This window comes from Nocardiopsis synnemataformans (assembly GCF_965343085.1).
Classification (GTDB): domain Bacteria; phylum Actinomycetota; class Actinomycetes; order Streptosporangiales; family Streptosporangiaceae; genus Nocardiopsis; species Nocardiopsis alborubida.
Window position 1 is genome coordinate 1 of record NZ_CBDRFA010000079.1, and the last position, 24173, is coordinate 24173.

At 73.1% G+C, this 24173-nt stretch carries 21 protein-coding genes; 5 read left to right on the top strand and 16 right to left on the bottom strand.

Features of this window, described 5'->3' with window-relative positions; genetic code table 11:
* The 7 genes from ACSIH6_RS32250 to ACSIH6_RS32280 all read right to left on the bottom strand — a co-directional run.
* A partial coding sequence (locus tag ACSIH6_RS32250; RefSeq protein WP_435112156.1) for a DUF222 domain-containing protein occupies positions 1-1134 on the bottom strand: 1134 nt, incomplete at its 3' end.
* A 687-nt stretch (positions 1135-1821) separates the two neighbouring features.
* Positions 1822-2145 carry a putative quinol monooxygenase gene (locus ACSIH6_RS32255; protein WP_435112123.1) on the bottom strand — a complete coding sequence of 108 codons (324 nt, stop codon included), beginning with the start codon at positions 2143-2145 and terminating at the stop codon, positions 1822-1824.
* Positions 2142-3371: a peptidase C39 family protein gene (locus ACSIH6_RS32260; RefSeq protein WP_435112124.1), complete on the bottom strand. Its 1230-nt coding sequence runs from the start codon at positions 3369-3371 to the stop codon at positions 2142-2144. The genes ACSIH6_RS32255 and ACSIH6_RS32260 overlap by 4 nt, the downstream gene beginning before the upstream one ends.
* Before the next feature lie 41 nt (positions 3372-3412).
* On the bottom strand, positions 3413-5515 hold the full coding sequence (locus ACSIH6_RS32265) for an iron ABC transporter permease (RefSeq protein ID WP_435112125.1): 2103 nt from the start codon (positions 5513-5515) through the stop codon (positions 3413-3415).
* A complete protein-coding gene (locus tag ACSIH6_RS32270; protein ID WP_435112126.1) occupies positions 5512-6567 on the bottom strand; it encodes an iron-siderophore ABC transporter substrate-binding protein in 1056 nt (351 codons plus the stop codon). The genes ACSIH6_RS32265 and ACSIH6_RS32270 overlap by 4 nt, the downstream gene beginning before the upstream one ends.
* Positions 6564-7451, bottom strand: a complete 888-nt coding sequence (locus ACSIH6_RS32275) for an ABC transporter ATP-binding protein (protein ID WP_435112127.1) — start codon at positions 7449-7451, stop codon at positions 6564-6566. Before ACSIH6_RS32275 ends, ACSIH6_RS32270 begins: the two co-directional genes overlap by 4 nt.
* Positions 7452-7657: 206 nt before the next feature.
* Positions 7658-8578: a helix-turn-helix domain-containing protein gene (locus ACSIH6_RS32280; RefSeq protein ID WP_435112128.1), complete on the bottom strand. Its 921-nt coding sequence runs from the start codon at positions 8576-8578 to the stop codon at positions 7658-7660.
* Positions 8579-8972: 394 nt separating this feature from the next.
* On the opposite strand from ACSIH6_RS32280, the gene ACSIH6_RS32285 reads away from it, so the two are divergent.
* Entirely contained in the window at positions 8973-10583 is a 1611-nt protein-coding gene (locus tag ACSIH6_RS32285; RefSeq protein ID WP_435112129.1) for a BCCT family transporter, read from the top strand.
* An 80-nt stretch (positions 10584-10663) separates the two neighbouring features.
* On the opposite strand, the gene ACSIH6_RS32290 is transcribed toward ACSIH6_RS32285, so the two are convergent.
* Positions 10664-11773 (bottom strand): LLM class flavin-dependent oxidoreductase, encoded by a 1110-nt coding sequence (locus ACSIH6_RS32290; RefSeq protein WP_435112130.1) that lies wholly within the window; start codon positions 11771-11773, stop codon positions 10664-10666.
* A 271-nt stretch (positions 11774-12044) separates the two neighbouring features.
* Between ACSIH6_RS32290 and ACSIH6_RS32295 the strand changes: the two genes are divergently transcribed.
* Positions 12045-12203 carry a hypothetical protein gene (locus tag ACSIH6_RS32295; RefSeq protein WP_435112131.1) on the top strand — a complete coding sequence of 53 codons (159 nt, stop codon included), beginning with the start codon at positions 12045-12047 and terminating at the stop codon, positions 12201-12203.
* A gap of 126 nt (positions 12204-12329) precedes the next feature.
* On the opposite strand, the gene ACSIH6_RS32300 is transcribed toward ACSIH6_RS32295, so the two are convergent.
* Positions 12330-12704 (bottom strand): ADP-ribosylation/crystallin J1, encoded by a 375-nt coding sequence (locus tag ACSIH6_RS32300; RefSeq protein WP_435112132.1) that lies wholly within the window; start codon positions 12702-12704, stop codon positions 12330-12332.
* A 518-nt stretch (positions 12705-13222) separates the two neighbouring features.
* Between ACSIH6_RS32300 and ACSIH6_RS32305 the strand changes: the two genes are divergently transcribed.
* The 3 genes from ACSIH6_RS32305 (at position 13223) to ACSIH6_RS32315 (ending at position 17273) form a co-directional block, all read left to right on the top strand.
* A complete protein-coding gene (locus tag ACSIH6_RS32305) occupies positions 13223-14665 on the top strand; it encodes an amidohydrolase family protein (RefSeq protein ID WP_435112133.1) in 1443 nt (480 codons plus the stop codon).
* A gap of 135 nt (positions 14666-14800) precedes the next feature.
* Positions 14801-15820, top strand: a complete 1020-nt coding sequence (locus ACSIH6_RS32310) for a LacI family DNA-binding transcriptional regulator (RefSeq protein WP_435112134.1) — start codon at positions 14801-14803, stop codon at positions 15818-15820.
* Between the two features lie 250 nt (positions 15821-16070).
* Entirely contained in the window at positions 16071-17273 is a 1203-nt protein-coding gene (locus ACSIH6_RS32315; protein WP_435112135.1) for an MFS transporter, read from the top strand.
* Between the two features lie 168 nt (positions 17274-17441).
* On the opposite strand, the gene ACSIH6_RS32320 is transcribed toward ACSIH6_RS32315, so the two are convergent.
* The 7 genes from ACSIH6_RS32320 to paaA form a co-directional block, all read right to left on the bottom strand.
* On the bottom strand, positions 17442-19691 hold the full coding sequence (locus ACSIH6_RS32320) for a serine/threonine-protein kinase (protein WP_435112136.1): 2250 nt from the start codon (positions 19689-19691) through the stop codon (positions 17442-17444).
* 171 nt (positions 19692-19862) lie between these two features.
* Positions 19863-20270: a hydroxyphenylacetyl-CoA thioesterase PaaI gene (gene paaI / locus ACSIH6_RS32325; protein WP_435112137.1), complete on the bottom strand. Its 408-nt coding sequence runs from the start codon at positions 20268-20270 to the stop codon at positions 19863-19865.
* Complete coding sequence (paaE, locus tag ACSIH6_RS32330) at positions 20267-21370, bottom strand: 1,2-phenylacetyl-CoA epoxidase subunit PaaE (RefSeq protein ID WP_435112138.1); 1104 nt, start codon at positions 21368-21370, stop codon at positions 20267-20269. The genes paaI and paaE overlap by 4 nt, the downstream gene beginning before the upstream one ends.
* A gap of 2 nt (positions 21371-21372) precedes the next feature.
* Positions 21373-21894: a 1,2-phenylacetyl-CoA epoxidase subunit PaaD gene (paaD, locus tag ACSIH6_RS32335; protein ID WP_435112139.1), complete on the bottom strand. Its 522-nt coding sequence runs from the start codon at positions 21892-21894 to the stop codon at positions 21373-21375.
* Positions 21888-22766: a 1,2-phenylacetyl-CoA epoxidase subunit PaaC gene (gene paaC, locus ACSIH6_RS32340; RefSeq protein WP_435112140.1), complete on the bottom strand. Its 879-nt coding sequence runs from the start codon at positions 22764-22766 to the stop codon at positions 21888-21890. Before paaC ends, paaD begins: the two co-directional genes overlap by 7 nt.
* A 43-nt stretch (positions 22767-22809) precedes the next feature.
* Entirely contained in the window at positions 22810-23127 is a 318-nt protein-coding gene (gene paaB, locus ACSIH6_RS32345; RefSeq protein ID WP_017566758.1) for a 1,2-phenylacetyl-CoA epoxidase subunit PaaB, read from the bottom strand.
* Entirely contained in the window at positions 23124-24101 is a 978-nt protein-coding gene (paaA, locus tag ACSIH6_RS32350; RefSeq protein ID WP_435112141.1) for a 1,2-phenylacetyl-CoA epoxidase subunit PaaA, read from the bottom strand. The genes paaB and paaA overlap by 4 nt, the downstream gene beginning before the upstream one ends.
* Between the last annotated feature and the right edge of the window lie 72 nt (positions 24102-24173).

A 24173-nucleotide genomic window follows, 5' to 3' on the forward strand; every position in this document is an offset into this window, starting at 1 on the left:
CGAGGTGACGTGGTCGGCCTGGCACCAGGCCACCGGCACCTCACACCCGCCCGGATGCGCGCACGTGACATGCCCGTGAAAGGCCGCCGCGCGTTGTCGGGCCGAAGCCAACCGGCGGCTGGGGGCCACATCCAGCACCCGCCCCGTCGGTGGGGCGGTGAGCATCCGCACCACCTCCGCATCTGCGGAGAGTTCGTGCACCACCCCGGCCGGGATCACCCGGCCGCGCTCGTCCAACACCGGAACCTCCTGGCCGCGAGCGTTCAGGTAGGTGTTGACCGGCACCATAACGCGGATCTGCGCCAGCGGAGCCGGAGCGTTGTCGCACCCGGTGTGGGTAGTCGCAAAGCGCAGCGCCGCGATGAGCGCGTCATGCTCACGCTGAGACCGGGACCGGGTGTCCTCAGTAGAGGGCGGGGTGGTGAAGGTGTCGATGGCCGCGCGCACGATCAACGCGTCCCCGACCCCGCCCCAGGCCTGCAACTGGTAGCTGCCCTGGAACGTGTCATGCACGACCAAACCACGCCCGGCGTGGGCGGCCTCGTGATCGCGGTCCAGGCGGTGCGGGTCCAACCGATAAGCGACCCGACGGGCCACCGACTGGAGTTGGTTGACCGACAACGCGGGCCGCTCTGCCTTGGCGGCCACCAACGCCGACTCAAACCCCTGCCGGTACTCCACCGCGTCCGGAAAGTGGTCCTCATCCCGGGCCTGGACGGCTTTGTCAGTGGCCTTGGCGATCGCGACCGCCTCACCCAAAGCCACCGTGCCCTCGCCCACAGCCTGAACCGTGGCCGGCAACGTCTCCTCGTGCACGTGCTGGGCCAGACGAGCCAAATCCTTGGCCTGGCTGGCGGGAACCTTGCACCGGTGGGTGATCCACTTATCCAAGGTGGAGTAGCCGCTGTAGCGGGCCACCTCACCCCGCGCGTACAGACGGGCCATGCGCACCAAGGCGTCAAAGCGGATTCGTTCCGTTTCGGCCCACAGCGCGGCGATCTCCTCGGCGGCTGCTTCGTCCACCCCGGGCGGGATTTCCCCGTTCCACGCTTCCTCGATAATGGTGCGCGCACCGGCCAGCGCGGCCACGGCCGGGGAACAGTCCCGGGGGCTCACACTGGGTGCTTCGCACATCATCTCCATGCTTCTTATTATAAGCCAGCGTCCGCCATTTGACCAGCCATTCCCAAGGCCAATCAAGCTCTTTTCCTGACCCGCCGATGGGGGTTGTTTGTATCCAGGAATTCACAATGGGGTTGTCCAAAAACGCGCGGCCGAAATGATCGCTCGCCTTTGGTGTCACCGTCGCCCGCCCTGGCCGCAGGGGCCGGGGGCGTTGCCCGAGGCTGGAGGTCCTGCCTGCCGTTGGTGCCGACGCAGCAGAGCCCAGCCACCCCCGTACCTCGGGCGTTGGTCGCCCTCCGCCAGCCGCTCCCGCCTTTGGTGCCGCTTGTCGTCAGGGACCCTCACCCCCACCGGGCGCTGACCGTTTATCGAAGACTGTTCCACTTCGCGGCAGCTGGCGCGCTTTCGTTGCCGCCAACGACCCCAGACAAGAACAGCGCAGGGGAGAGACCTGATGACGGCCCCTCCCTACCCCTCAAATCGTTATTCCCGTTGGTGCGCCGGGTGTTTAAGGGCATGCCGAAACGCACGTGGGTGGGATCCCCCCTATTTCCAGGAAACCATCCCCACCCCACCCGGGAACACCCCCAACCACCACCTGTGGAAAACGTGACCGCTCGTGGAAAACATGGCCTCCTCGACGTTCCCGCTGCCGAGTGGGCAGGAGAAAAAAATCCCCTCTTCCCACGAAACCGTCTAGGCGTCGATGGTGAGCTCGCCCATCCGGTCCCAGCCCTCGCCCTCCACGGCCCGGCTGACGATGAGCGGGGTCTCGGTGAGCAGCGGCTTCATGGCGGCCAGTCCGTCGCGGAAGTGGTCGCTGCTGACGTGCGCCTCGGCGGCGCCGTCCTTGAACGCCTCGACGAGTACGAACTCGTTCTCGCGCTCGACGCTGCGGGACCACTCGAACCACAGGTTGCCCGGCTCGGCGCGGGTGGCCGCGGTGAAGTCGGCGACCGCGTCCAGGAACCCGTCCCCGACCTCGGGCCTGACCCGGAACTTGACGACGATGAGGATCATCGCCCCTCCTCGCTGTTGGTGCTGCGGGACACGGTGTGCCGTGCCCCGTCCCCACTTTCCCAGAACCGGAGGCCGCGGCGGCCGCCGGACGGACCTGGGTGAAACGTTTCACAGGCCCGGGGCGGTCTCACCGGCGGCGGCGCGATCTCACCGCCCTCCGGTGCCGCGATGCCCACGGCGCCGCGGTACCCGTCCCCTTCCATAGCCGACATCGCGTCGAGCGCGGAGTCGGACACGGGCAGCAGGTGGGCGTCGACCCAGGTGTCCCCCGTGGCGTCGTTGGTCCACGGGTCCTCGATGACGACCGCGCCCGGCACGGCGCCGTGGCAGAGCACCCAGTGCGGCACGTCGAAACCCTGCATCGCGGCCAGGCAGACCAGCAGCAGGACGCACTCCCCCCGGGAGATCGCGCCGCGGACACCTTCCAGCGAGAGACGGCGCGGGTCGAGCGGGACCCCGGCCCGCGCCGCGTCCGCGCGCGACGCGCGCTGGAGGACGGCGCGCCACTCCCTCTCGGCCCCGGTGTAGGAGTCGAGCATGACCGGCCGGTCCGTGTCGAGGAACACCGTGACGGGCGACGACGGCCACGCCCGGCGCACGGCGACGCCCAGCCCGACGGGCTCGCAGGCGGGGAAGTTCGTCGCGTCGCGCCACAGCGTCAGCTCCGCCGGGCGGTCGAGGGACTCCCGGGGCACCGCTCCCGCCCGCGCCTGCGCGACCAGGGCGGTGACGGCGCCGCACGTGAAGTTCGTCGACTGCCGGTAGTACGGCGGCTCCTCCGCCGGGCCCTCACCCAGCCAGCGCACGTAGCCCGTGCGCGGGCGGCTGGCGTCCTCGGGCGTCCCGCACGGGGTCTCCAGCGGCACGAAGCCGAGGGCCGCGGCGTCCTCGGCGCCGACCGTCCACCCCTCCCACTTGACCTGTACGAGCCCCCTGCCCCGCGCGTGCGCCAGGACCGCCTCCACCGCGGCGGGCACGTCGCCGACGGCGTCGACGATCTTGGCGTAGGCCGTCCGGGGGCGCGCCGTCACCAGCGCGGCGGCGGCCCAGCCCTCCCCCTCGCCGTCGGGGACGGCCACGATCTCGGGTGCGTGGGCCGAGCGGTCGACCGCTCCCCAGCGTTCGAGCACCCGGCCGGGGGCGATCCGCTCCAGCGGCGCGGGCCGGGCGGCCGGGTCGAACGGGACGACGACCGGGGCGGGCGCGTCGGGGTTGTGAGGTGGCATTCGCTACTCCTGGTGGGGATCAGAGGGGCCGACAGGGCGGTTCACGCGCGGGAGCGGCGCAGCAGCCAGACGAGGTAGGGGGCGCCGACCAGGGCGATCATGAGCCCGGCCGGCAGCTGGGCCGGGGCCAGGAGCGTGCGCCCGAGGGTGTCCGCCACGCAGACCAGCAGTGCGCCCAGCAGCATCGCGACCGGAACGCTGCGCCCGTGCCGGGCGCCGACCAGCGCGCGGGCCAGGTGGGGCGCCACGAGCCCGACGAAGCCGACGACCCCGACCGCGACCACGCTGACGGCGGCGAGGACCGCGGCGACGGTGAGCAGCACCAGCCGCATCCGCTCCACCCGCATGCCGAGGATGCGGGGCGTGTCCTCGTCGACGGCGAGCAGGTCGAGGTGACGGGCCATCACGATGATCAGCGGCGCCGCGAGGACGAGTGCCACCGCGACCGGCACGACCTCCGGCAGGGTGCGCCCGTAGGTCGTGCCGGACAGCCACGTGAAGATGCGCGGAGTCTGCCAGGGATCGGCGCGCAGGAGCAGGAACGTCGTGACCGCGCTCAGGCTGTACCCGCACCCGATGCCGATCAGGACGAACCGGTCCGGACGCAGTCCGCCCCTCCAGGCCAGCACGGCGATCAGCGCGAACGTGGCCAGGCCCGTGAGGACCGACATGGTGACCAGCGACGGCAGGCCGGCCGTCGCGCTGGAGGTCACCACGATCACCGCCCCCAGACCGGCTCCGGCGGTGATGCCCAGCAGTCCCGGCTCCGCGAGCGGGTTGCGCACGGTGCTCTGGACGGCGCTCCCGGCCAGGGCGAGCGCCGCTCCGGCGAGCACGGCGGCGGCCACGCGGGGGACCCGTTCGTCCAGGGACCGGCCGATCAGGTCCGGCGCGGTCCCCTGGAGCCACAGGGCGATGTCCCCGGTGCGCAGCCACAGGCTGCCCGCGAGCAGGCCCACGAGCACCGCCGCGACGAGCAGGGCCGCCGCGACGAGGAGGACGCCGAGGAAGCGTCCCCGGGTGCGCGGTCCGGTCCGCGCGCCCGGCGGTCGGCGCACCGGGCCCGCGTCGCGCAGGCGCAGGGCCAGGACCACGATGAGCAGACCGCCGAGCACGGCCGTGGGCACTCCCGTGGGGATCGAGGCGGCGCCCTCGGCGCCGAGCAGCGCGCGCAGCCCGGCGTCCGCGAGCAGGACCAGGAGGGCGCCGAGGAGCCCGGAGACGGTCACCAGGAGCAGGTGCCTTCGCAGCGGCCGGATCCGCCCGGCGAGCAGGCGCGCCAGCACGGGCGCGCCCAGGCCGACGAAGGCGATCGGACCGGCCAGCGTCACCGCCGCTCCGGTGAGGAGCACCGCGCAGAGCACCGCGGCGGTCCGGGTCGAGCGCAGGGGCACGCCGAGCGAGGCCGCGGTGTCGTCGCCCAGGCCCAGCACGTCCAGTCGTCGGCTCAACAGCAGCGCCGCGCCCAGCACGGCGACGATGAGCGGCATCGCGCGCAGGGACGCGTCGATGTTGAGCTGGGCGAGGGAACCGCTCCCCCAGGCGAAGAGGCCGGTGGTGTTCTCCTTGAACAGGATCAGCAGCATCGCGGTCGCCGCGTCCAGGGCCATCGCCGTCGCCGAACCGGCCAGGATCAGCCGGGTCGTGGCCGTACCGGCGGCGTTGCCCGCGAGTCCCAGCACGAGGACCGCGGCCAGCAGCCCTCCGGTGAAGGCCACCAGACCGGAGGCCCACAGCGGGACGGCGAACCCGAACGCGGCCACCAGGGTGAGGGCGAGATAGGACCCCGCCGTGACCGCGAGCGTGTCGGGAGAGGCGAGCGTGTTGCGTGTGACCGACTGCAACAGTGCTCCGGCGACGCCGAGGGCGAAGCCCACGGCCACACCGGCGAACAGGCGCGGAAGCCGCGATCCGGCCAGCACGTCGCCGACCGGCACCCCGTCGACGGCCTCCCGCTCCCCGGCCGCGTAGCGCGCCAGGTCCCACCACCCCACGCCGGAGGTTCCCTGTGTGAGGTGCCACACGGCCACCGCGAGGATCGCGGTGACCAGGCCTACGAGGACCGCCGCCCCGGCGGTGCCGCCGCGCACGCCGACGCGCGGCAGCGGGGACCGCCGGGACGGGGCCTGAAGCAGTCCGCTCATCCCCGCGTGATCGCGTCGGCGAAGGCGTCGACCGCCTGCGCGGTCGAGCGCGGGCCGCCCGCGCCCCAGATCCGCGGGGGGAAGGCGTGCGCCCGGTCCTCCTCGACGGCCGGGAGGGAGTTCCAGATCGGGTTCTCCTCCAACGCCTCCACGTAGCCGCCGACGCCCTCGTCGTTGGCGTAGAAGAGGTTGGCCTCGCCCACGGCGGTGAGTCCCTCGACGTCGGTCTGCGCCAGGCCGTAGGAGGGGTTGACGCCGCCGTCCCCGTAGGCCTCGTTGATCTCGTCCGTCCAGACCGGGGTCATCCCGAGCTCCTCGCCGAGCGCGGTGAACAGCGCGCCCTCGCCGTAGGGCCGGATGGTGAGGTTGCCGCCCTGGAGCCACCCGTCGAAGTACAGGAAGTCCGTCGTCGACAGGTCGACGGCGGCCACCCGCTCCCTGGCCTCGGCGAGGTGGTCGTCGAACTCCTGGATCACCTGGTCGGCCCGCTCGGTGCGCCCCGTCGCCTCGCCGATCATCCGGAAGACGCGCCGCATGTTCCCGACGGGGTCGGCCGGGTCGGCGCCCAGCGTGACGAGGACGGGCACGCCGCGCTCCTCCAGCCGCGCGATGATCTCGTCGTCGGCGCTGAAGGCCTCCACGATGACCAGGTCGGGGTTCTGCGCGTAGAGGGTGTCGAGGTCGGGCTCCTCGCGGCTGCCGATGTCGGTCACGCCCTCGGGCAGCTCCTCCGCGCTCACCCACGTGCCGTAGCCCTCCGTGTCGGAGACCGCCACGGGGGTGACGCACAGGGTGAGCGCGTCCTCGACCTGCTGCCACTCCAGGACCGCGATGCGTTCGGCGGGCTGGTCGAGCTCCACCTGTCGGCCGACCCCGTCGGTCAGCGACACCGGTCCGGTGGACGTGGTCGTGGTGTCCTCGGCGCAGCTCTCCGAGGCGGGCGCGGCGACGCCGTCGGTCTCGGCCTCCTCCACGCTGGTGGTGCCGCATCCTGTCACGGCGAGGGCGAGGGCGGCACAGGCCGCGGTCGCGAGATGGGGGAGACGGGTCATGGGTTCTCTCTGTTCTGTTCTTCTGTGTCGGGGCGGTTCGGGGAGGCGGACCGGGAACGGGCCGTGTGGCGGCCCACGGGGTCGATGCGCAGGCGTCCGGTCCGGGGGTCGTGGGCGACCTCGACCCGGATTCCGTAGACCTCGCTGAGGTTGTGGGTGGTGAGGACCTCGGCCGGGTCGCCCGCGGCGTGGACGCGTCCGGCGCTCAGCAGCAGCAGCGTGTCCGCGACGCGCGCCGCGTGGTCGAGGTCGTGCAGCACGACGCCGACGGCGACCCCGTGGTCCTCGGCGAGGTCGCGGATCAGGTCGAGGGTCTCGACCTGGTAGCGCAGGTCCAGGTGGTTGGTGGGCTCGTCCAGCAGCACGACGCCGGTGTCCTGGGCCAGGCAGGTGGCGAGCCAGACGCGCTGCATCTCTCCGCCGGAGAGCTGTCCGGCCGCCCGGTCGGCCATGTCCCGTACCCCGGTGGCCTCCATCGCGTGTTCGATGGCGCGCCGGTCCCGCGCGGAGAGCCCCGCGAGGCCGCGCCGGTAGGGGTGGCGTCCGAACGCGACGACGTCCCGGACCGCCAGGCCCTCCGGCGTGGGCCGGGCCTGGGCGAACAGGGTGACCTCCCTGGCGAACCGGCGCGCGCTGAGCAGGGACACCGGGCGTTCGGGCTGCCCGTCCCGGCCGCCGAGCGTGACGTGTCCGTCGTCGACGCGGTGCAGTCGGGCGAGCGAACGCAGGAGCGTCGACTTGCCGCTGCCGTTGGGGCCCACCAGGGCGGTCACGCGCCCGGCCTCCAGGGACAGCGAGGCCCCGTGGACGACCGTGGACCTGCCGTAGCTCAGGACCAGCCGGTCCCCGCTCAGGGCGTGCGCCCGCGTCACGGCGCTGCGCACGCCGGGCGTGCCGGGGCTGCTGCGGTGGCCGGGGCTGTGGCAGCCGGGGCGGAGGACGGACGCGGCACGGTGCGGACGGCACCTCGGGCGGCGCGTGCACGGTGCCCGATCAGGGGATTCGACCGAACGCGCGCACCATCGCCCGACCAGAAACTTAGGTTAGCCTTCACTCACCCAGGATAGATTCGGCCGCTCCGTGGCCGCAATCAGGACTTCCGGACACCGGATACGGAATTCCGGTCAACTGCCGTCTGCGGAGCGCCGAAGTACGCCCCCGGAGTGGTGCCCATCACGCGCCGGAAGGCGTCGATGAAGGTGCTGGTCTGGGCGTATCCGAGGAGTTCGGCGGCGTCCTGCACCTCGCACCCCTCGCCGAGCAGCATGAGCGCCCGGTGGATGCGCAGTGACTGCCGCCACTGCGCGAACGAGAGCCCGGTGGCGGTGCGGAAGGCGCGGCTGACCGTGCGGGGGCTGACTCCCAGGTCGCGCGCCCACTCCTCCAGGGAGCGGCCGTCGGTGGGGTCGCGCAACAGGGCGTCGGCGATCACGTCGGCCCGGGCGTCGCCGGGCAGGCGCAGCGCGAGCTGGGGCCGCGACGGCTCCAGCACGTCGAACACGACCGCCTCCGCGCGCGAGCGCGCCCCGGCGTCGAGGTCGGTGCGGGCCAGGCGCATCAGCAGTGACTCCAGCACCGGGGTCATCGCGATGGCGGTCGGGCCCTCGAAGGCGACCGGCGTGCGGTCCGGGGCGAAGAAGGCGGTGTGGAGTTCGGCCTTCGCCGTCAGCCGACCGGCGTGCACCTCCCCCGCGGGCACCCACAGCCCGCACCCCTCGGAGACGGTGAAGACACGGTCGCCGACGCGGGCGGTCAGCGCCCCGCAGCGCACCCACACCAGCTCGTGCGCGGGGTGCGCGTGCGGCTCCCACTCCGTGGGGGCGCCCGGCACGTGCGACTCCGCGATGATCACGAAGGCCTCCGCGGCGCCCTGCGGAAGCGGGGCGGCCCGCCGCACCAGGGTGCTCGGCTCGCGCCGCCAGGCCCCCAGGCCCGCGCCCCCGCCGGAGGGTGCGGCCGTCCCGGGCGATGCGCTGCCGGTGCGCTCCGGGAGCGGAGAAATGGGCGACATGTCCTTATTGTCGCAGTCGGCGCCGGGTACGGCGTCCGGGCGGGACGGCCACACGCCGACCCTCCGCGGACGGCCCCGGCAACCCGTTACCAGTGTTTACCCTCACACGGACGCACGCCGTGGCCTGCGATAGTGTGGAACGTCGTCGTCGCGCCGCCCGCGGTGGGACCCGGGGACCATTCTTCCCCCTCGTCCCCCGCCGTCAGTGCCCGTCGGCGACCGGGCAGGGCTGCGTCTGACGCTCCGCCCCACCCCATGCCGCGCCTGCCGCGCTGGCCGTGAGACCGGGCGGTCGTTCCCGGCGGCCGCCACGCGCGCACAGCGCATGGAACTTCAGATACCGGCTGCGGCGCGTCCCGGCCGGTGCTTCCATTCGAGGGGCTTCCTCTACTCCATGTTCTCCACTCTGCGCTCACGCGCGTCCGCGCGAGGCAGACGTACCGACTTCTGGGTCATGGGCGTGTCCGGCGCCTTCATGACCGTCTTCGTCGCGGCCGCCCTGGTCTCGCCCGGTGTGGTCGGGACCGCCGTGGACACGGCCTTCACCTGGTCCGCGCGCTGGTTCGGCGCCTACTGGCAGCTGCTGATGCTGGCCACCTTCGTCGTCATCACCATCCTGGCCTTCTCCCGCTACGGCCGGGTGCGCATGGGCGGCTCCGGCAAGCCCGAGTTCAACCGGTTCACCTGGGTCGCGATGATCACCACCACCCTGCTCGCCGCCGGAGGGGTGTTCTGGGCGGCGGCCGAACCCATCGCCCACTACTCCTCCCCGCCGCCGCAGTACGCCGACCAGGTGGACGAGGGCTCGGCCGCCGCCGTCGCGATGGCGCAGAGCTTCGTGCACTGGGGCTTCATCGGCTGGGCGATCGGCGGTGCGCTGGCCACCCTGGTCATGATGCGCGGGGTCGAGAAGGGCATGCCGCTGCGTCCGCGCACCCTGCTGTGGCCGCTCATGGGCGAGCGCATTCGCACGCACTGGATCGGCACGGTCGTCGACATCAGCTGCGTGCTCGCCGTGGTGGCCGGGACCGTGGGGCCCATCGGCTTCCTCGGGCTCCAGATCTCCTACATCTGTAGTCAGCTGTTCGGGCTGCCCAACACCTACGCCGTCCAGGCGCTGATCATCCTGGGCCTGACCGTGGTGTCCGCGGTGTCGGTGCTGAGCGGGATCCACAAGGGCATCCAGCTGCTGAGCCGGGCCAACGTCTGGGTGGCGCTGACCCTCATCCTGGCCATCCTCGGCATGGGGTCGCTGCCCTTCGTCGCGGACCTCTACATCCAGGCGAGCGTGGTGCACGCGCAGGAGTTCCTGCCCATGGCCCTGTACACCGGCGACGAGCAGTGGCTGGGGTACTGGACCCTGTTCTTCTTCGGCTGGTTCCTGGGCTTCGGTCCGATGATGGCGATCTTCTTCGCCCGCATCTCCCGGGGCCGCACCGTGCGCGACATCTACGTCGGGGCGACGGTGCTGCCCACGGTGGTGACCACGATCTGGTTCACCGCGCTGGGCGGCACCGGCATCTGGCTGGAGAAGCAGGATCCGGGGGTGATCACGGGCCCCTACGCCCAGGACGGCCTGCCCGCCGCGGCGCTGGCCATCCTGGAGGCGCTGCCGCTGACGGCGGTGCTGGGCGTGCTGACGGTGATCGTCGCGCTGATCTTCCTGGCGTCCACGCTCGACTCGATGTCCTACGCCATCTCGGTCTCCAGCATGCACGAGGGCGAGCCCTCGGGCGTGGTCCGCGCGTTCTGGTGCGTGGGGATGGGCCTGGCCGCCGTCGCGCTGCTCCTGGTGGGGGACGGCGGGATCCAGGCGTTGCAGTCCTTCATCGTGGTGACCGCGGTGCCCGTCGGCCTGATCATGCTGCCGACGCTGTGGACCACGCACCCGCTGCTGCGCGACATGGCGATCGAGCAGGGCATCGTCGTTCCGCGCCCGTCCCCGGACGAGGACGGCGACGATGACGGGGCCCGTACCCCGCGGACCGAGGAGCCGGTCGGCTAGAGGCCCTGCCGTGGAGCCCCGCCGCGCACGGGTCCCGTTCGGGTTCCTGACACGGCGGGGCCCGGGCCGGAGTGGTCGTCCTACCGCTGGCCGTCCTGGCCGGGCGCGGTCCGCTCACCCTGTCGGGCCGCCAGCAGAGAGGCGTGGGTGGGCGCGTCGGGCACGTGCGCGGGCCGCCCGGCGGCGAACTCCTTGCGCAGCACCGGCACGACCTCCTCGCCGAGCAGGTCCAGCTGCTCCAGGACCGTCTTGAGCGGCAGGCCCGCGTGGTCCATGAGGAAGAGCTGGCGCTGGTAGTGGCCGAAGGAGTCGCGGAAGCCCAGCGTGCGGTCGATGACCTCCTGCGGGCTGCCGACGGTCAGCGGGGTTTCGCGGGTGAACTCCTCCAGGGAGGGGCCGCCGCCGTAGACCGGCGCGTTGTCGAAGTAGGGCCGGAACTCCTTGACCGCGTCCTGGGAGTTCTTGCGCATGAACACCTGCCCGCCCAGGCCGACGATGGCCTGGTCGGCCTTGCCGTGGCCGTAGTGCTCGAAACGGCGGCGGTAGAGCGAGATGAGCTTCTTGGTGTGCGTGGCGGGCCAGAAGATGTTGTTGTGGAAGAAGCCGTCACCGTAGTAGGCGGCCTGCTCGGCGATCTCCGGGCTGCGGATGGAGCCGTGCCAGACGAAGGGCGGCACGTCGTCCAGGGGGCGCGGCGTGGAGGTGAAGCCCTGCAACGGGGTGCGGAACTTGCCCTCCCAGTCCACCACGTCCTCGCGCCAGAGCCGGTGCAGAAGGTTGTAGTTCTCCAGGGCCAGCGGGATGCCCTGACGGATGTCCTGCCCGAACCAGGGGTAGACGGGGCCGGTGTTGCCGCGGCCCATCATCAGGTCCACCCGGCCCTCCGCCAGGTGCTGGAGCATGGCGAAGTCCTCGGCGATCTTCACCGGGTCGTTGGTGGTGATCAGCGTGGTGGAGGTGGACAGGATGAGCTTCTCGGTCCTGGCCGCGACGTAGCCGAGCATCGTGGTCGGCGAGGAGGCCACGAACGGCGGGTTGTGGTGCTCGCCGGTGGCGAAGACGTCCAGGCCGACCTCCTCGGCCTTGAGCGCGATGGTCACCATCGCCTTGACGCGCTCGGCCTCGGTCGGCGTACGGCCGGTGGTGGGGTCGGTGGTCACGTCGCTCACCGAGAAGATTCCGAACTGCATGGCCCGCTCCCCTAGGTATCTTCCAAAGAAGTAGTTTCCGATTAAACTATCACGCGGAACGCCCCGACGCCGCCCCCGTATTCCCCCGCGCGCGCCGCTCGGTGGACCCGCGTTCATCCACAGGCACGCTCCGTATCCACCGAATGTCACTCTTCCCTGGTATCCCTGGAAAAGCCGACAACGGCACGGTCACCGGGCGTCACGGCGACCGGAACGGCTGAACACGTGAAGGAGGAGGGCGCACACCCCCGGCCCGCGCGCCCGCAGCCCCATGGCCACCACCCTCGATCCCCGACGCCGCCTTCCCCACCAGGACCGAGACCGGACCGACCGCGACCCCGTGGTGCTCGCCGACGCCCTCGGCGACGTCATGGCCGCCCTCACCGACGTGGACCCCGACCTGCTCGTCGTCACCGACCCCAGAACCTGAGTTCGGGGCGCCCGGCTCCGAAGGTGCTCCGCACCGGGGCGGTCCCCTCAGGCGGGACCGCTCCGGCGATCGCCCGCGCGCACAGCTCCTGCCCGGAAGCACCGCTCCCGCTCGGGAACGGCCCCCTCAGGCGGGGACGACACCCTCGGGGTTCTCGGGCAGGAAGGAGCGCACCAGCTCGATCGGACCGACGATGTGGGCGTTGAACTCGACCAACTCCTCGGCGGGCACCCACAGCTCCAGGATCGTGTGCCCGCCCGCCTGCCGCACCGGATAACGGGAGGCGAAGTCCGCGTCCACGCGGAACCGTGTGACGTGCCCCTCGCCGTCGCGTGGCAGGTTCCACTCGCGGGCGATGCGCACCGCGTAGTCCTCGTTGAGCACGGGGTAGAAGATCGGCTGCTCAGGAAGGCGCGGCGGCCACTCCCGCCAGCCCGAATCCCCGACCAGGGCGAGTTCCGCGGGCCCGGTGGGCCGCCACAGGGTGAGGGTCGCGGGCATGGGAACCGCCTCCTTGGGTAGGGCGTGGTCAGGAGCTGAGGAAGAGCGGGGACAGTCCGCACCTGCTTTTTACCGGACGATCCGAAAATCGGTCCGTCCAGCGGGAACACCTCCTACAGACGAAGCGTTCTTACAGATGAAGCGCCCCGGACCGCACCCCGATCCCCATCACCCGCACCCAACCCGCAGGTCCTGTGAGGCGCACACCACAATCCATGCGCGGATGTCAGCGCTCGTGTCGGCAATGGGGGTTTCCGGCACGTACTCAGTCGCTACATCCGCCTTCCCAGCGGCCAGACCGCACTCAGTGCATCCTGGCCGCGCCCGCTGTGGCCCGCGTTGGGGGACGCGGGCCACAGCCATGTCCGGGGTCCTTCGCCCCTCTCCCCCGCCCTCCGCCGGCGACGCCGAAGGCGCGCCCGCACGGGGCGCGCGACGGACCGTACGACGGACCAGGGGCGCGGCGCGGACGCGGGCCCCCGACCGGTCCGCGAGGAACACACGATGAGGAACCCTCCTTGAACAGAACGAACGACTTCCCCCAGGGCCGACCGGTGGTGCTGCGCGGCGGCACGGTGCTGCCCATGGACGACGCGCGCACCGTCCTGGGCGACACCGACGTCCTGGTCGTCGACGACCGCGTGGCAGCCGTGGGACCGCGCCTGCCGGTGCCCGAGGGCACCGCGGAGATCGACGCGTCCGGCGGCCTGGTCATGCCCGGGATGGTCGACACCCACCGGCACATGTGGCAGACCGCCATGCGCGGCTACGGGGCCGACTGGACCCTCGCCCAGTACTTCGTCTGGTACTACCTCGAACACGGCACGCGGTTCCGTCCCGCCGACGTACACGCGGGCAACACGCTCGCCGCCGTCGAGGCCCTGGAGGCCGGGATCACCACCGTCGTGGACTGGTCGCACGGCCTTCGGACCCCCGAACACGCCGACGCGGCCGCCGACGCGCTGCTCTCGGTCCCCGGCCGCCACGTCCTGGCCTACGGCAACATCCAGCAGGCGCCCGCCGAGTGGGCCACCAGCCCCGAACTGCGCGCCTTCGTCGAGCGCCACCGGGGCGACGACATGCTGGGCCTCCAGATCGCCTTCGACGTCACCGGCGATCCGGAGTTCCCCGAGAGGCCCGCCTTCGAGGCCGCGCGCGACCTGGGGTTGGCCGTCACCACCCACGCCGGGGTGTGGGGTGCCACGGGTGACGACGGCGTCCGGCTCATGCACGAGCACGGCTTCATGGGGCCCGAGACGGTGTACGTGCACGGCGCCTCCCTGTCCCCGGACTCCTACCAGCGCATCGCCGCCACCGGCGGGTCGGTGTCGGTCTCCACCGAGAGCGAGCAGAGCGCCGGTCAGGGCTACCCGCCCACCTGGGCGATGCGCGCGCACGGCATCCCGGTGTCGCTGTCGGTGGACAGCAGCGTGTGGCAGAGCGGGGACCTGTTCAGCGCCATGCGCGCCACCCTGGGCGCCGACCGCGCACGCGAGCACCAGGAGGCCCACGGGCGCGGCGACACCGTCACCCACAGCGCCCTGCGCGCCGACCAGGTGGTGGAGTGGGCCACCCGGGGCGGGGCCGCCGCCCTGGGCCGCGACGACCTGGGCCGGATCGCGCCCGGTGGCAAGGCCGACCTGGTGCTGATCCGCAACGACGACTCACCCGTGTCCTTCCCCCTGCTCAACCCCTACGGGCACATCGCCCTCCAGGCCCAGCGCGCCGACGTGCACACGGTCCTGGCCAACGGGCGGGTGGTCAAGTACGAGCACCGACTGGTGGGCGTGGACCTGGCGGCCGTGCGCCGCGGTGTGGAGGCCACCGTCGAGCACCTGCGCGCCTCGGTCGGGGAGCAGGCCTGGATCGAGGGGATGAACCCCGACATCCCCGATTCCAAGGTGCTGGACAACCCCTACACCTACACCGACTACCGCGACTCCGGTACCCGCGGCCGGTGAGCGCTCCGCCCGCGCGGCGACCGGCCGGTGCCAGAATGTGGGTCCCGGCCGGGCCAGAGGCGTCGGCGGCCGGGCCATGAGGCGCGGCGTCCCTCCGGGAGGACGCCGGGCGGCGGCGTGAACCGGAGGAGGCAGATGTCGGGGAACGGGACGGGCGCCCATCGGCACCCGACGATGGCCGACGTGGCGGCGCACCTGGGGGTCTCGCGGCAGCTGGTCTCGCTGGTGCTGGGCGACCGCCCCGGCCCGAGCGCGCGGACCCGGGAACGGGTCCTGCGCGCCGCCGAGGAACTGGGCTACCAGGCCGACACCGCCGCACGGCTGCTGCGCCGGGCGCGCAGCCGACAGGTGGGCGTGCTCTTCGGCCTGGAGTACCCGATGGACGCCCACCTGGTCGAGGAGCTCTACCCGGCCACCGCCGAACTCGGGTACGGCGTGGTGTTGAGCGCGATGGCCAGCACCCGCAGCGAACGCGAGGCGATCGACGAGCTGGTGGGGCTGCGCTGCGAGGCGCTGATCCTGATCGGTCTGTCCGCGGAGGCTCCCGCGGACCTGGCGCGGGTCGCCGAACGGATTCCCGTGGTGGAGATCGGCCAGCGCACCGGCGCGGAGGGGACCGACAGCGTGGGCACGGCCGACGCCGTGGGCGTGGGCCAGGCCGTCGGACACCTGGTGGAGCTGGGCCACCGGGACATCGTGCACGTCGACGGCGGCGGGCTGCCGGGGTCCGGTGAACGCGCGCGGGGCTACGCCGAGGCGATGCGCGGGTACGGCCTGGGCGACCGCGTCGAGGTCCTGCCCGGCGACTACTCCGAGGAGGCGGGGGCGCGGGCGGCGCGGGTGCTCCTGGCACGGGAGGCCCTGCCCACGGCCGTGGTCGCGGCCAACGACCTGTGCGCGTTCGGGCTGCTGGCGACCCTGGTCCGCGCCGGGGTGAGCGTGCCCGGGGACGTCTCGATCGTGGGCTACGACGACAGCCGGACCGCGCGGCTGTCCTTCCTCCAGCTCACGTCGGTGCGCCAGGACGCGGCGCGCATGGCGCGGCTCGCGGTCCGTTCCGCGGCCGAACGCCTGGACGGCGGGCGCACCGAGAGCAGGCACCTGCTGCTGGAGCCCGCCCTGACGGTGCGCGGCAGCACCGCTCCCCCGCGCTGAGGCCCTCCCGTCCGGGACGGCGTGCGACCGGTGGTCCACGACGTTCCCGATGGTGGGTGCGCCGCTAAGAGGCACATCACACGCGCGGACGGTTGGCACAGGTCGGGAAAAGTCCGACACTGGAATTGGCACGTGCTAAATCCTCCGCTGTCATCCGGCCCCGGCCGGACCCGGGAAGCCCACGCACCCCCCACATCCGCGGCGCCCGGCACCCGTGAACCCCGACCGACCCTTCGAAGGGGGCCCACCCATGCCTCTGGCCCTGCTCGCCCTCGCCGTCGGCGCGTTCGCCATCGGCACCACCGAGTTCGTGATCATGGGACTGCTGCCCGAGGTCGCCGCCGACCTCGGCGTCCCGGTTCCGACCGCCGGATACCTCATCTCCGCCTACGCCCTGGGCGTGGTGGTCGGCGCCCCGCTGCTCACCGCGCTGAGCACGCGGCTGCCCCGCAAGACGGCCCTGCTCGTCTTCATGGGGCTCTTCCTCGCGGGCAACCTCGCCACCGTCCTGGCCCCGTCCTTCGGCGCCGTGTTCGCCTCACGGGTCCTGGCCGGGCTGCCCCACGGCGCCTACCTGGGGGTGGGCTCGCTGGTCGCGGCGCACCTCGCCGGCCCGGGGCGGCGGGCCACGGGCGTCTCGCGGATGTTCCTCGGCCTGACCGTGGCCAACATCGTCGGCGTACCCGCGGGCACCTTCCTGGGCCAGGCGATGGGCTGGCACGCGGCGTTCCTGGTCGTGGCCGGGCTCGCCCTGCTCGCCGTGCTCGGCATCGCGGTGTTCGTGCCGCACCAGCCCGCGGCCTCCGGTACGGGCCTGCGCCACGAGGTGCGCGAGCTGGGCCGCTCCCAGGTCGTCCTGGGCCTGGTCACGGCGGTCTTCGGGTTCGCCGGGGTGTTCGCCGTCTACAGCTACGTCTCGCCGATGATGACGGAGCTGGCGGGCATGTCCGCGTCCGGCGTGCCGATCGTCCTGGCCCTGTTCGGCACCGGCATGACCCTGGGTTCGCTGATCGTGGGGCCCCTGGCCGACCGGGCGCTGCGCCCGACGATCTACGGATCGCTCGCCGCCCTGGCGGTGGTGCTGGTGGTGTTCACGGTGACCGTGCACAACCCCTGGACGGCCGCGGCGACGGTGGTGGTCCTGGGCGCGGTGGGGTTCGGCGTGGCCACCCCGCTCCAGGTGCTGGTGATGAACAAGGCCGCCGAGGCGCCGACCATGGCGGCGGCCTCCAACCACTCGGCGTTCAACCTGGCCAACGCCGCCGGGGCCTGGCTGGGCGGTATCGGGATCAGCGCGGGCCTGGGGTACACCTCCCCCGCCGCGATCGGCGCGGTGCTGGCCGTGGTGGGCCTGGGCATCGCGGTGTTCGCGGGCGTGCTGGACCGCCCGGGGCGGCGGCGCGACCGCGGCGACCGGACGGTGGAGGCCCCGGAGCCCAGCGCCCTGCGCTGACACCCGGACACCTGGACGGAGCCCCGTTCCAGGACCTTCGGCGGGACCGTGCCCTCGGGTTGGGAGCGGGGCGATGAAAGCCCGCTCGGGGTCTCCGGCGGCGCGGGCCCCCGACGGGGGTCCGCGCCGTCCGGACCGACCGTCCGCCTGTTCCACCCGGACGAACCGCTATTCCACCCGGACGAACCGGATGAGGACGGAGTCCCCGAACTCCAGTTCCTCCCAGCCGTACTCGCTCCCCCCGAGGGAGGTGGCGGACGTGCAGGAGGCCAGCGACCAGGGAGACTCCGCTCCCGACAGCCCCGGGAGCAACTCCCTCACCCCTACACAGGCCAGCTCGCGGTCCACGAAGTAGGTGTGCACCCCGGTGCCGGTGTACCCCAGGGCGAGCTCCGAGCGCCCGCCCTCACTCCCCAGCAGCCCCGCCACCTCCATGGCGCGGTCGCACGACATCTCCCAGGCGTCCGCGCGCACCCGCCAGTCGCGTTCGTAGAACTCGAACTCTCCGCAGACGGGCGCGTGGAGCACCTCCAGGCGTTCGCCGCCGGACTCCTCCCCCTGGTGGGGATCGGCCACCTCCACGGACCCGCCCACCTCGGTGAAGTCGGTCCGCACCCACCACAGGGCTCCGGCGTACTCCATGCGCACCGGGCCGCCCTGCTCGTCGACCTCCAGCAGGCCCTGCGCCTCCTCCTCGACCACCTCGCCGTCCACCACGAACCGGGACGTGAGCGAGCCGGTGTACACCCCGCCGCCCGTTCCCTCCCCGGATCCGCCCACCTCCAGGTTCTCCGACTCCGCCATCGCGCGCAGGGGACCGGTGACCAGCTCGGGCCCCAGGTCCTCGGCGGTGGCCTCCCACGCGGGGTCCACCGGTTCGGATGCCTCGTTCTCCCCCAGGGCGGGCCCGTACACGTACAGCCGCCCGCCGCTGTCGGCGACCGCGACGGACCCCTGCCCCATCACCTCCCCACTCGCCAGGAAGACGTCCTGGTCGGCCGCGTAGCGGTACTCGACGGTGGCCGTGCTCTCCTCCAGCACCGCCTCGACCGCCTGACCGGTCCGCGCGGCGACCTCCTCGGCGTGCGCGTCGCTGAAGCGGCGCTCGACCTCGACCACGAACCCGCCGCCCTCCTCCAGGGTGGTCGCGGCGGCGGTGACGGCCTCCGCCGGAGCACCGCTGACCTGGTCGTAGACCACGTAGCCGCCGGTCGCGATCCCGGCGGTGACCAGCACGCCCGCACCGGCCAGCGCCACCTTGGACCCGGCCAGGGCGCTCAGGGTTCCGCCGGTGGCTCCCGCCGCCGTGGTTCCGGTGGCGGCGCCCGCGGCCCCGCCGGTACCGGCGGCGGCCCCGCCCGCGCCCGTCCCGGCACCCGCCCCGCCGAGCACGCCTCCGGTGACCCCGGCCGCGGAGAGCACGCCCACGGCGGCCGCCCACCCGGCGGGGTCGTGCCCCGCGGAGTCGATCCCCCGCCAGTAGCCGCGCAGCAGGGCGCGCAGGGTCTCGGCGGCCGGGACCGCGCCGCCGCGTCCGCTCAGGCCGACCTCCTCGGGCTCGGGCAGCAGGGCGCGCATGAGCTCGACCGCGCGGGGGCGCAGCGCGGGGTCGGTGGCCAGCGCGGCCTCCACCAGGGGGAGGACGTCGTCGGGGACGCCCGCCAGGTCGCGCTGCCCGGCGGCGACCCGCTGGCGCAGTTCCTCGGGGGTGCCGCGGCCGAAGGGGTCGCGCCCGGTGGCCGCGAGCGCCACCAGGGCGCCCCAGGCGAACACGTCGGCGGCCGGATCGGCGGTGGCCCCGGTGTAGCGTTCGGGCGCCACCCAGCCGGGGGTGCCGTAGGAGGCGCCCTGGTCGTTCGCGCGCCGGGTGCCGACGGCGGTGGCGATGCCGAAGTCGACGATCTTGGGCCCGTCCGGGGACAGGATGACGTTGCCGGGTTTGATGTCGCGGTGTGCGATCCCGGCGGAGTGCAGCGCGGCCAGGCCCTCGGCGGTGCCCGTCGCGAACGCGCGCAGCATCTCCCCCTCCAGGGGGCCGAAGGCGCGCACGTGGGCGCGCAGGTCCCGGCCGGGGACGTAGTCGAAGGCGAGCCAGGGCACACGGGCGGCGGTGTCCGCGGCGTGCAGGCGCGCGGTGCTCACGCCCCGGGCACGGGCCAGCATGTCCACCTCGCGGGCGAAGGCCTCGCGGTGGCCGCGCCCGCGCGCGAACCGGGCGTGCACGGTCTTGACGGCCACGCACCTCCCGTCACCGTCGAGGCCCCCGTAGACGGCGCCCATGCCGCCCGCGCCGATCCGGCCCACGACCCGGTAGGGGCCGAGCCTTCGCGGGTCGCCCTTCTCCAGGGGCTTGAGGCCAGGCGGGAGGCCGGTGTCACGGGGCGGTGGGGGAACGGGGGCGGGGGGCGTGACGCTCATGGGGTCCTTCTGGTGCGGCGCGGCGGAGGACGGCGTCCTCCGTACACCCGTGGGACGCACGATCGCCCCCGGGTGTTCGCGCCCCCTGCACGGCACTGAAGGCGCGGCCCGGACGAGGCCCGCCTGACACGGATGGAGCCGGTCCCGGCCCCGTGCCCCTCGTTGCGGCCGCTAGCCGCGCCGGGGCAGCATACGGCTGCGGCCCCGGAACTCGGCGACGACCTCCTCACCCCGGCGGACCGTGACGTCGTACAGGCCGCTGCGGCCGAACAGCGCCCGCTCCCGGGCGGTGGCCACCAGCACGTCGCCCTCCTTCGCCGGGGCCACGAAGGTCACGTCCGCCCCGGAGGCCACGGTCACCTCTCCCCCGTCCACGTTGCACGCGCACGCGAACGCGGTGTCGGCCAGGGTGAACACGAACCCGCCGTGGGCGATCCCGTGCCCGTTGAGCATCAGCGGCCCCACCGTCATCTCCACGACCGCCAGTCCGTCGCTGGCCTCGACCAGGCGCATCCCCAGGTTCTTGGACGCCATGTCCGCCTCGAACATCCGCCAGGCGGTCTCGTTGCGCGCGCTCACGCGTCGTAGTCCACGGTCACGGCGTCGGTCTCGGGCAGCGACTGGCACGAGAGCGCGTACCCCGCCTCCACCTCGGCCTCGCTGAGCGCGTAGTTGCGCAGCATCCGCACCTCGCCCTCGCACACCTTCACCCGGCAGGTACCGCACACCCCGCCCTTGCAGGCGAAGGGCAGATCGGGACGGTAGCGCTGCGCCGCGTCCAGCACGGGCACCCCGCGCGGCAGCGTCAGGGTGGTGGTGCGCCCGTCCAGCACGACGGTCACCTCGCTGGCGGGCCCCTCCACTCCGGGCTCCTCGTGGCGCGCCTGGGGCGGCGGCTCGGCGCCCTCCACGAAGAACAGCTCCTGGTGGACCCGCTCCCCCGGCACGCCCCGGCCCGCCAGCACCTCCTGGGCGTCGGTGACCATGCCGTACGGTCCGCACAGCCACCAGTGGTCGACGGCGTCGGCGGCCACGACCGTGTCCAGCAGCGCCTCCAGCTTGGCGCCGTCCAGGCGACCGGTGAACAGCTCGGCCTCGCGCGGTTCGCGGGAGAGCACGTGCACCAGCTCGAAGCGCGCTCCGAACGCGTCCTTGAGGTCGGCGATCTCGTCGGCGAACATCACCGTGTCGCTGCGGCGGTTGCCGTAGAGCAGGGTGACGCGGGAGTCGGTGCGGCGCAGCAGCGAGGCGGCCATGGACAGCACCGGGGTGATGCCCGATCCGGCGGCGACCATCACGTGGCGGGCCCCGGTGTCCAGGTCGGGGACGAAGCGGCCGGTGGGCGCGCCCACCTCCACCTCGTCGCCGGGGCGGACCTCGTTGACCAGCCAGCTGGAGAACAGGCCGCCCGAGACCAGGCGCACGCCCACGCGGGGCGCCTGGCCGACGGGGGCGCACACGGAGTAGCTGCGGCGCTCCTCCACGCCGTCCACCTCGCGGCGCAGGGTCAGCGACTGCCCGGGGGCGAACGCGTACTCCTCGGCCAGGTGGTCGGGGACGTCGAAGGTGACGGCGACGGCGTCGTCGCACAGGCGCTCGACGGCGGCCACGCGCAGCCGGTGGAACGCGCCCCGGCGGCGCGCGGCCGCGGGCGCGGTCTCGGTGACGGGTGTGGTCACGGTCAGATCTCCTTGACGTGCTCGAACGGTTCGAGGCAGGACCGGCAGCGGTGCAGGGACCTGCATGAGGTCGCGCCGAAGCGGGACAGCTCCTCGGTCCGGCCGGACCCGCACAGCGGGCAGCGCGGGGCGGTGCGGGTGGGCAGCAGGGTCAGCGGCACCGGCCCGGCGGCCCGCGCGGGCGCGCGGCCCGGCGGGGAGATGCCGTGCTCGGCGAGCTTGCGCCTGCCCTCGGCGGTGATCCAGTCGGTGGTCCAGGGCGGGGAGAGCTCGGTGCGCACCTCCACCCGGTCGAACCCGGCGGCGCGCACGGCGCGGTCCACGTCCGCGCGCATCTCGGCCAGGGCCGGGCAGCCCGAGTAGGTGGGGGTGATCCACACCGCGGCGGTTCCGTCGCCCCCGACCTCCACGCGGCGCAGGATGCCCAGGTCGGCGAGGGTGAGCATGGGCAGTTCGGGATCGGTGACCGCGGCGGCGGCGCTCTCGGCGCGCTCGCGGTCCTGCTCCCGGGTGGTGGTCACCATGTCGCCTCCGGGTGCTCGCGGGCCACCCTCTGGAGTTCGTCCAGCAGGGGGGCCAGTTCGGCGGTGTGCCGGCCCTGCCGTCCGGCCAGGACCGGCGTGGGGAAGGGCGCGGGGGCGTCCAGGCGCGCGGTGGTGAGCACCTGGGCCAGGACGGCGTGCACCTCCTCGCGCACCGCGGCCGGGTCCACGCCCACGCCCTGCTCGGCCATGCGGGCCTCGACGGGGTGGGTGGCGAACAGCTCGCCGGTGAGCGGCCACACGTCGGCGACGGCGGCGGTCATGCGCTCGCGTGAGTAGGGGGTGCCGTCGCCCAGGCGCAGGGCCCACGAGACCGCGTACTCGCGGTGGTAGGCCAGCTCGTTGACCGCCTTGGCGGCGACGGCGGCCAGCACGGGGTCGCGGCTGTCGGCCAGGCGGGCGAACACGGCCAGGCGCGCGCTGGAGAGCGTCAGCAGGGTGAGGACGGCGCGGGCGAAGTCGCCGCGGGGCGCCTCGGCCAGGTGGACGTTGCGGAACTCGGCGGGGCCGCGCCGGTAGGCGAAGGCGTCCTCGTCGCGTCCGGTGCCGTCGGCCTGTCCGGCGCGGGCCAGCAGCAGGCGGGCCTGGCCGAGCAGGTCCAGGGCGATGTTGGCCAGCGCGACCTCCTCCTCCAGCTCGGGGGCGTCGGTCACCCAGTGGACGAGCCGCTGGACCTGGACGAGCGCGTCGTCGCCGAGCATCTGGCAGTACAGCGCCAGGTCGGCTCCGTCGACCCCCTCGGGCAGGGTGGTGTCCACCCCGGCGAGGGCGTCGGTGAAGCCGGTACCGAAGGCCCAGCGGGTGTCACCGCCGTGCTCCTCGCTCAGGGCCGAGTAGATGTGGTCGCCACTCAATGTCGTTTCCTTTGGCCTCGTGTGCGCCGGTCGTGCCGCCGCCCTAGATGTGCGGGACGTCCTCGGGGATGGGGTAGAACGTCGGGTGGCGGTAGACCTTGTCGCCGCTGGGCGCGAAGTAGGGGTCCTTCTCGTCGGGGCTGGAGGCGGCGATGTGCTCGGCGCGCACCACCCAGATGCTCACGCCCTCGTTGCGGCGGGTGTAGAGGTTGCGCGCGTTGTGCAGGGCCATGTGGTCGTCGGGGGCGTGCAGCGAGCCCACGTGGACGTGGTTGAGGCCGCGCTTGCCGCGCACGAAGACCTCGTAGAGCGGCCACTCGGGGCGGGCCGCCCCGGAACCGGCCGTGCTGTCGTTGCTCATACCGCGGCCTCCTCGGGGCTGCTGTGCTTGCGGGCGTAGGCGGTGGCGGCCTCGCGGACCCACGCGCCCTTCTCGTGCGCGGCCCGGCGGCGCTGGACGCGCTCGGCGTTCCTGGGTCCGGCGCCGGAGACGACCTGTTTGAACTCCACCCAGTCGGGCTCGCCGAAGTCGTGGTGGCCGCGCTCGTCGTTCCAGACCAGCTCGGGGTCGGGCAGGGTGACGCCGAGTTTGCGGGCCTGGGGGACGGTCATGTCCACGAACTTCTGGCGCAGGTCGTCGTTGGTGTCGCGCTTGATGCCCCAGGCCATGGACTGCCGGGTGTTGGGCGAGTCGGCGTCGGGCGGGCCGAACATCATCAGCGACGGCCACCACCAGCGGTCGACGGCGTCCTGGACCATCGCCCGCTGTTCGGGGGTGCCCTCCATCATGCGCATGAGCAGTTCGTAGCCCTGGCGCTGGTGGAAGGACTCCTCCTTGCAGATGCGCACCATGGCACGGGCGTAGGGGCCGAAGGAGCTGCGGCACAGCGGGACCTGGTTGCAGATCGCGGCGCCGTCCACGAGCCAGCCGATGACGCCCACGTCGGCGAAGGTCAGAGACGGGTAGTTGAAGATCGAGGAGTACTTCTGGCGGCCCTCGATGAGGCGCTCGGTCAGGTCGGCGCGGTCCACGCCCAGGGTCTCGGCGGCGGCGTACAGGTACAGCCCGTGCCCGGCCTCGTCCTGGACCTTGGCCAGCAGGATGGCCTTGCGCCTCAGGCTGGGCGCGGAGGCGATCCAGTCGCCCTCGGGCTGCATGCCGATGATCTCCGAGTGCGCGTGCTGGGAGACCTGGCGCACGAGCGTTTTGCGGTAGCCCTCGGGCATCCAGTCGCGCGGTTCGATGCGCTGGTCGGCGCCGATCCTGGCGTCGAACTCGGCCTGGAGGTCCGGGTCGGTGCCGGAAGGCGCCTCCCGGGCCGTCTGGGTACTCACTGGCTTCTACCCCCATTCATAACCGAACGTTCGGTCAGTAATTAGTATCCCCGGATTTCCCCGCCCGGGCAA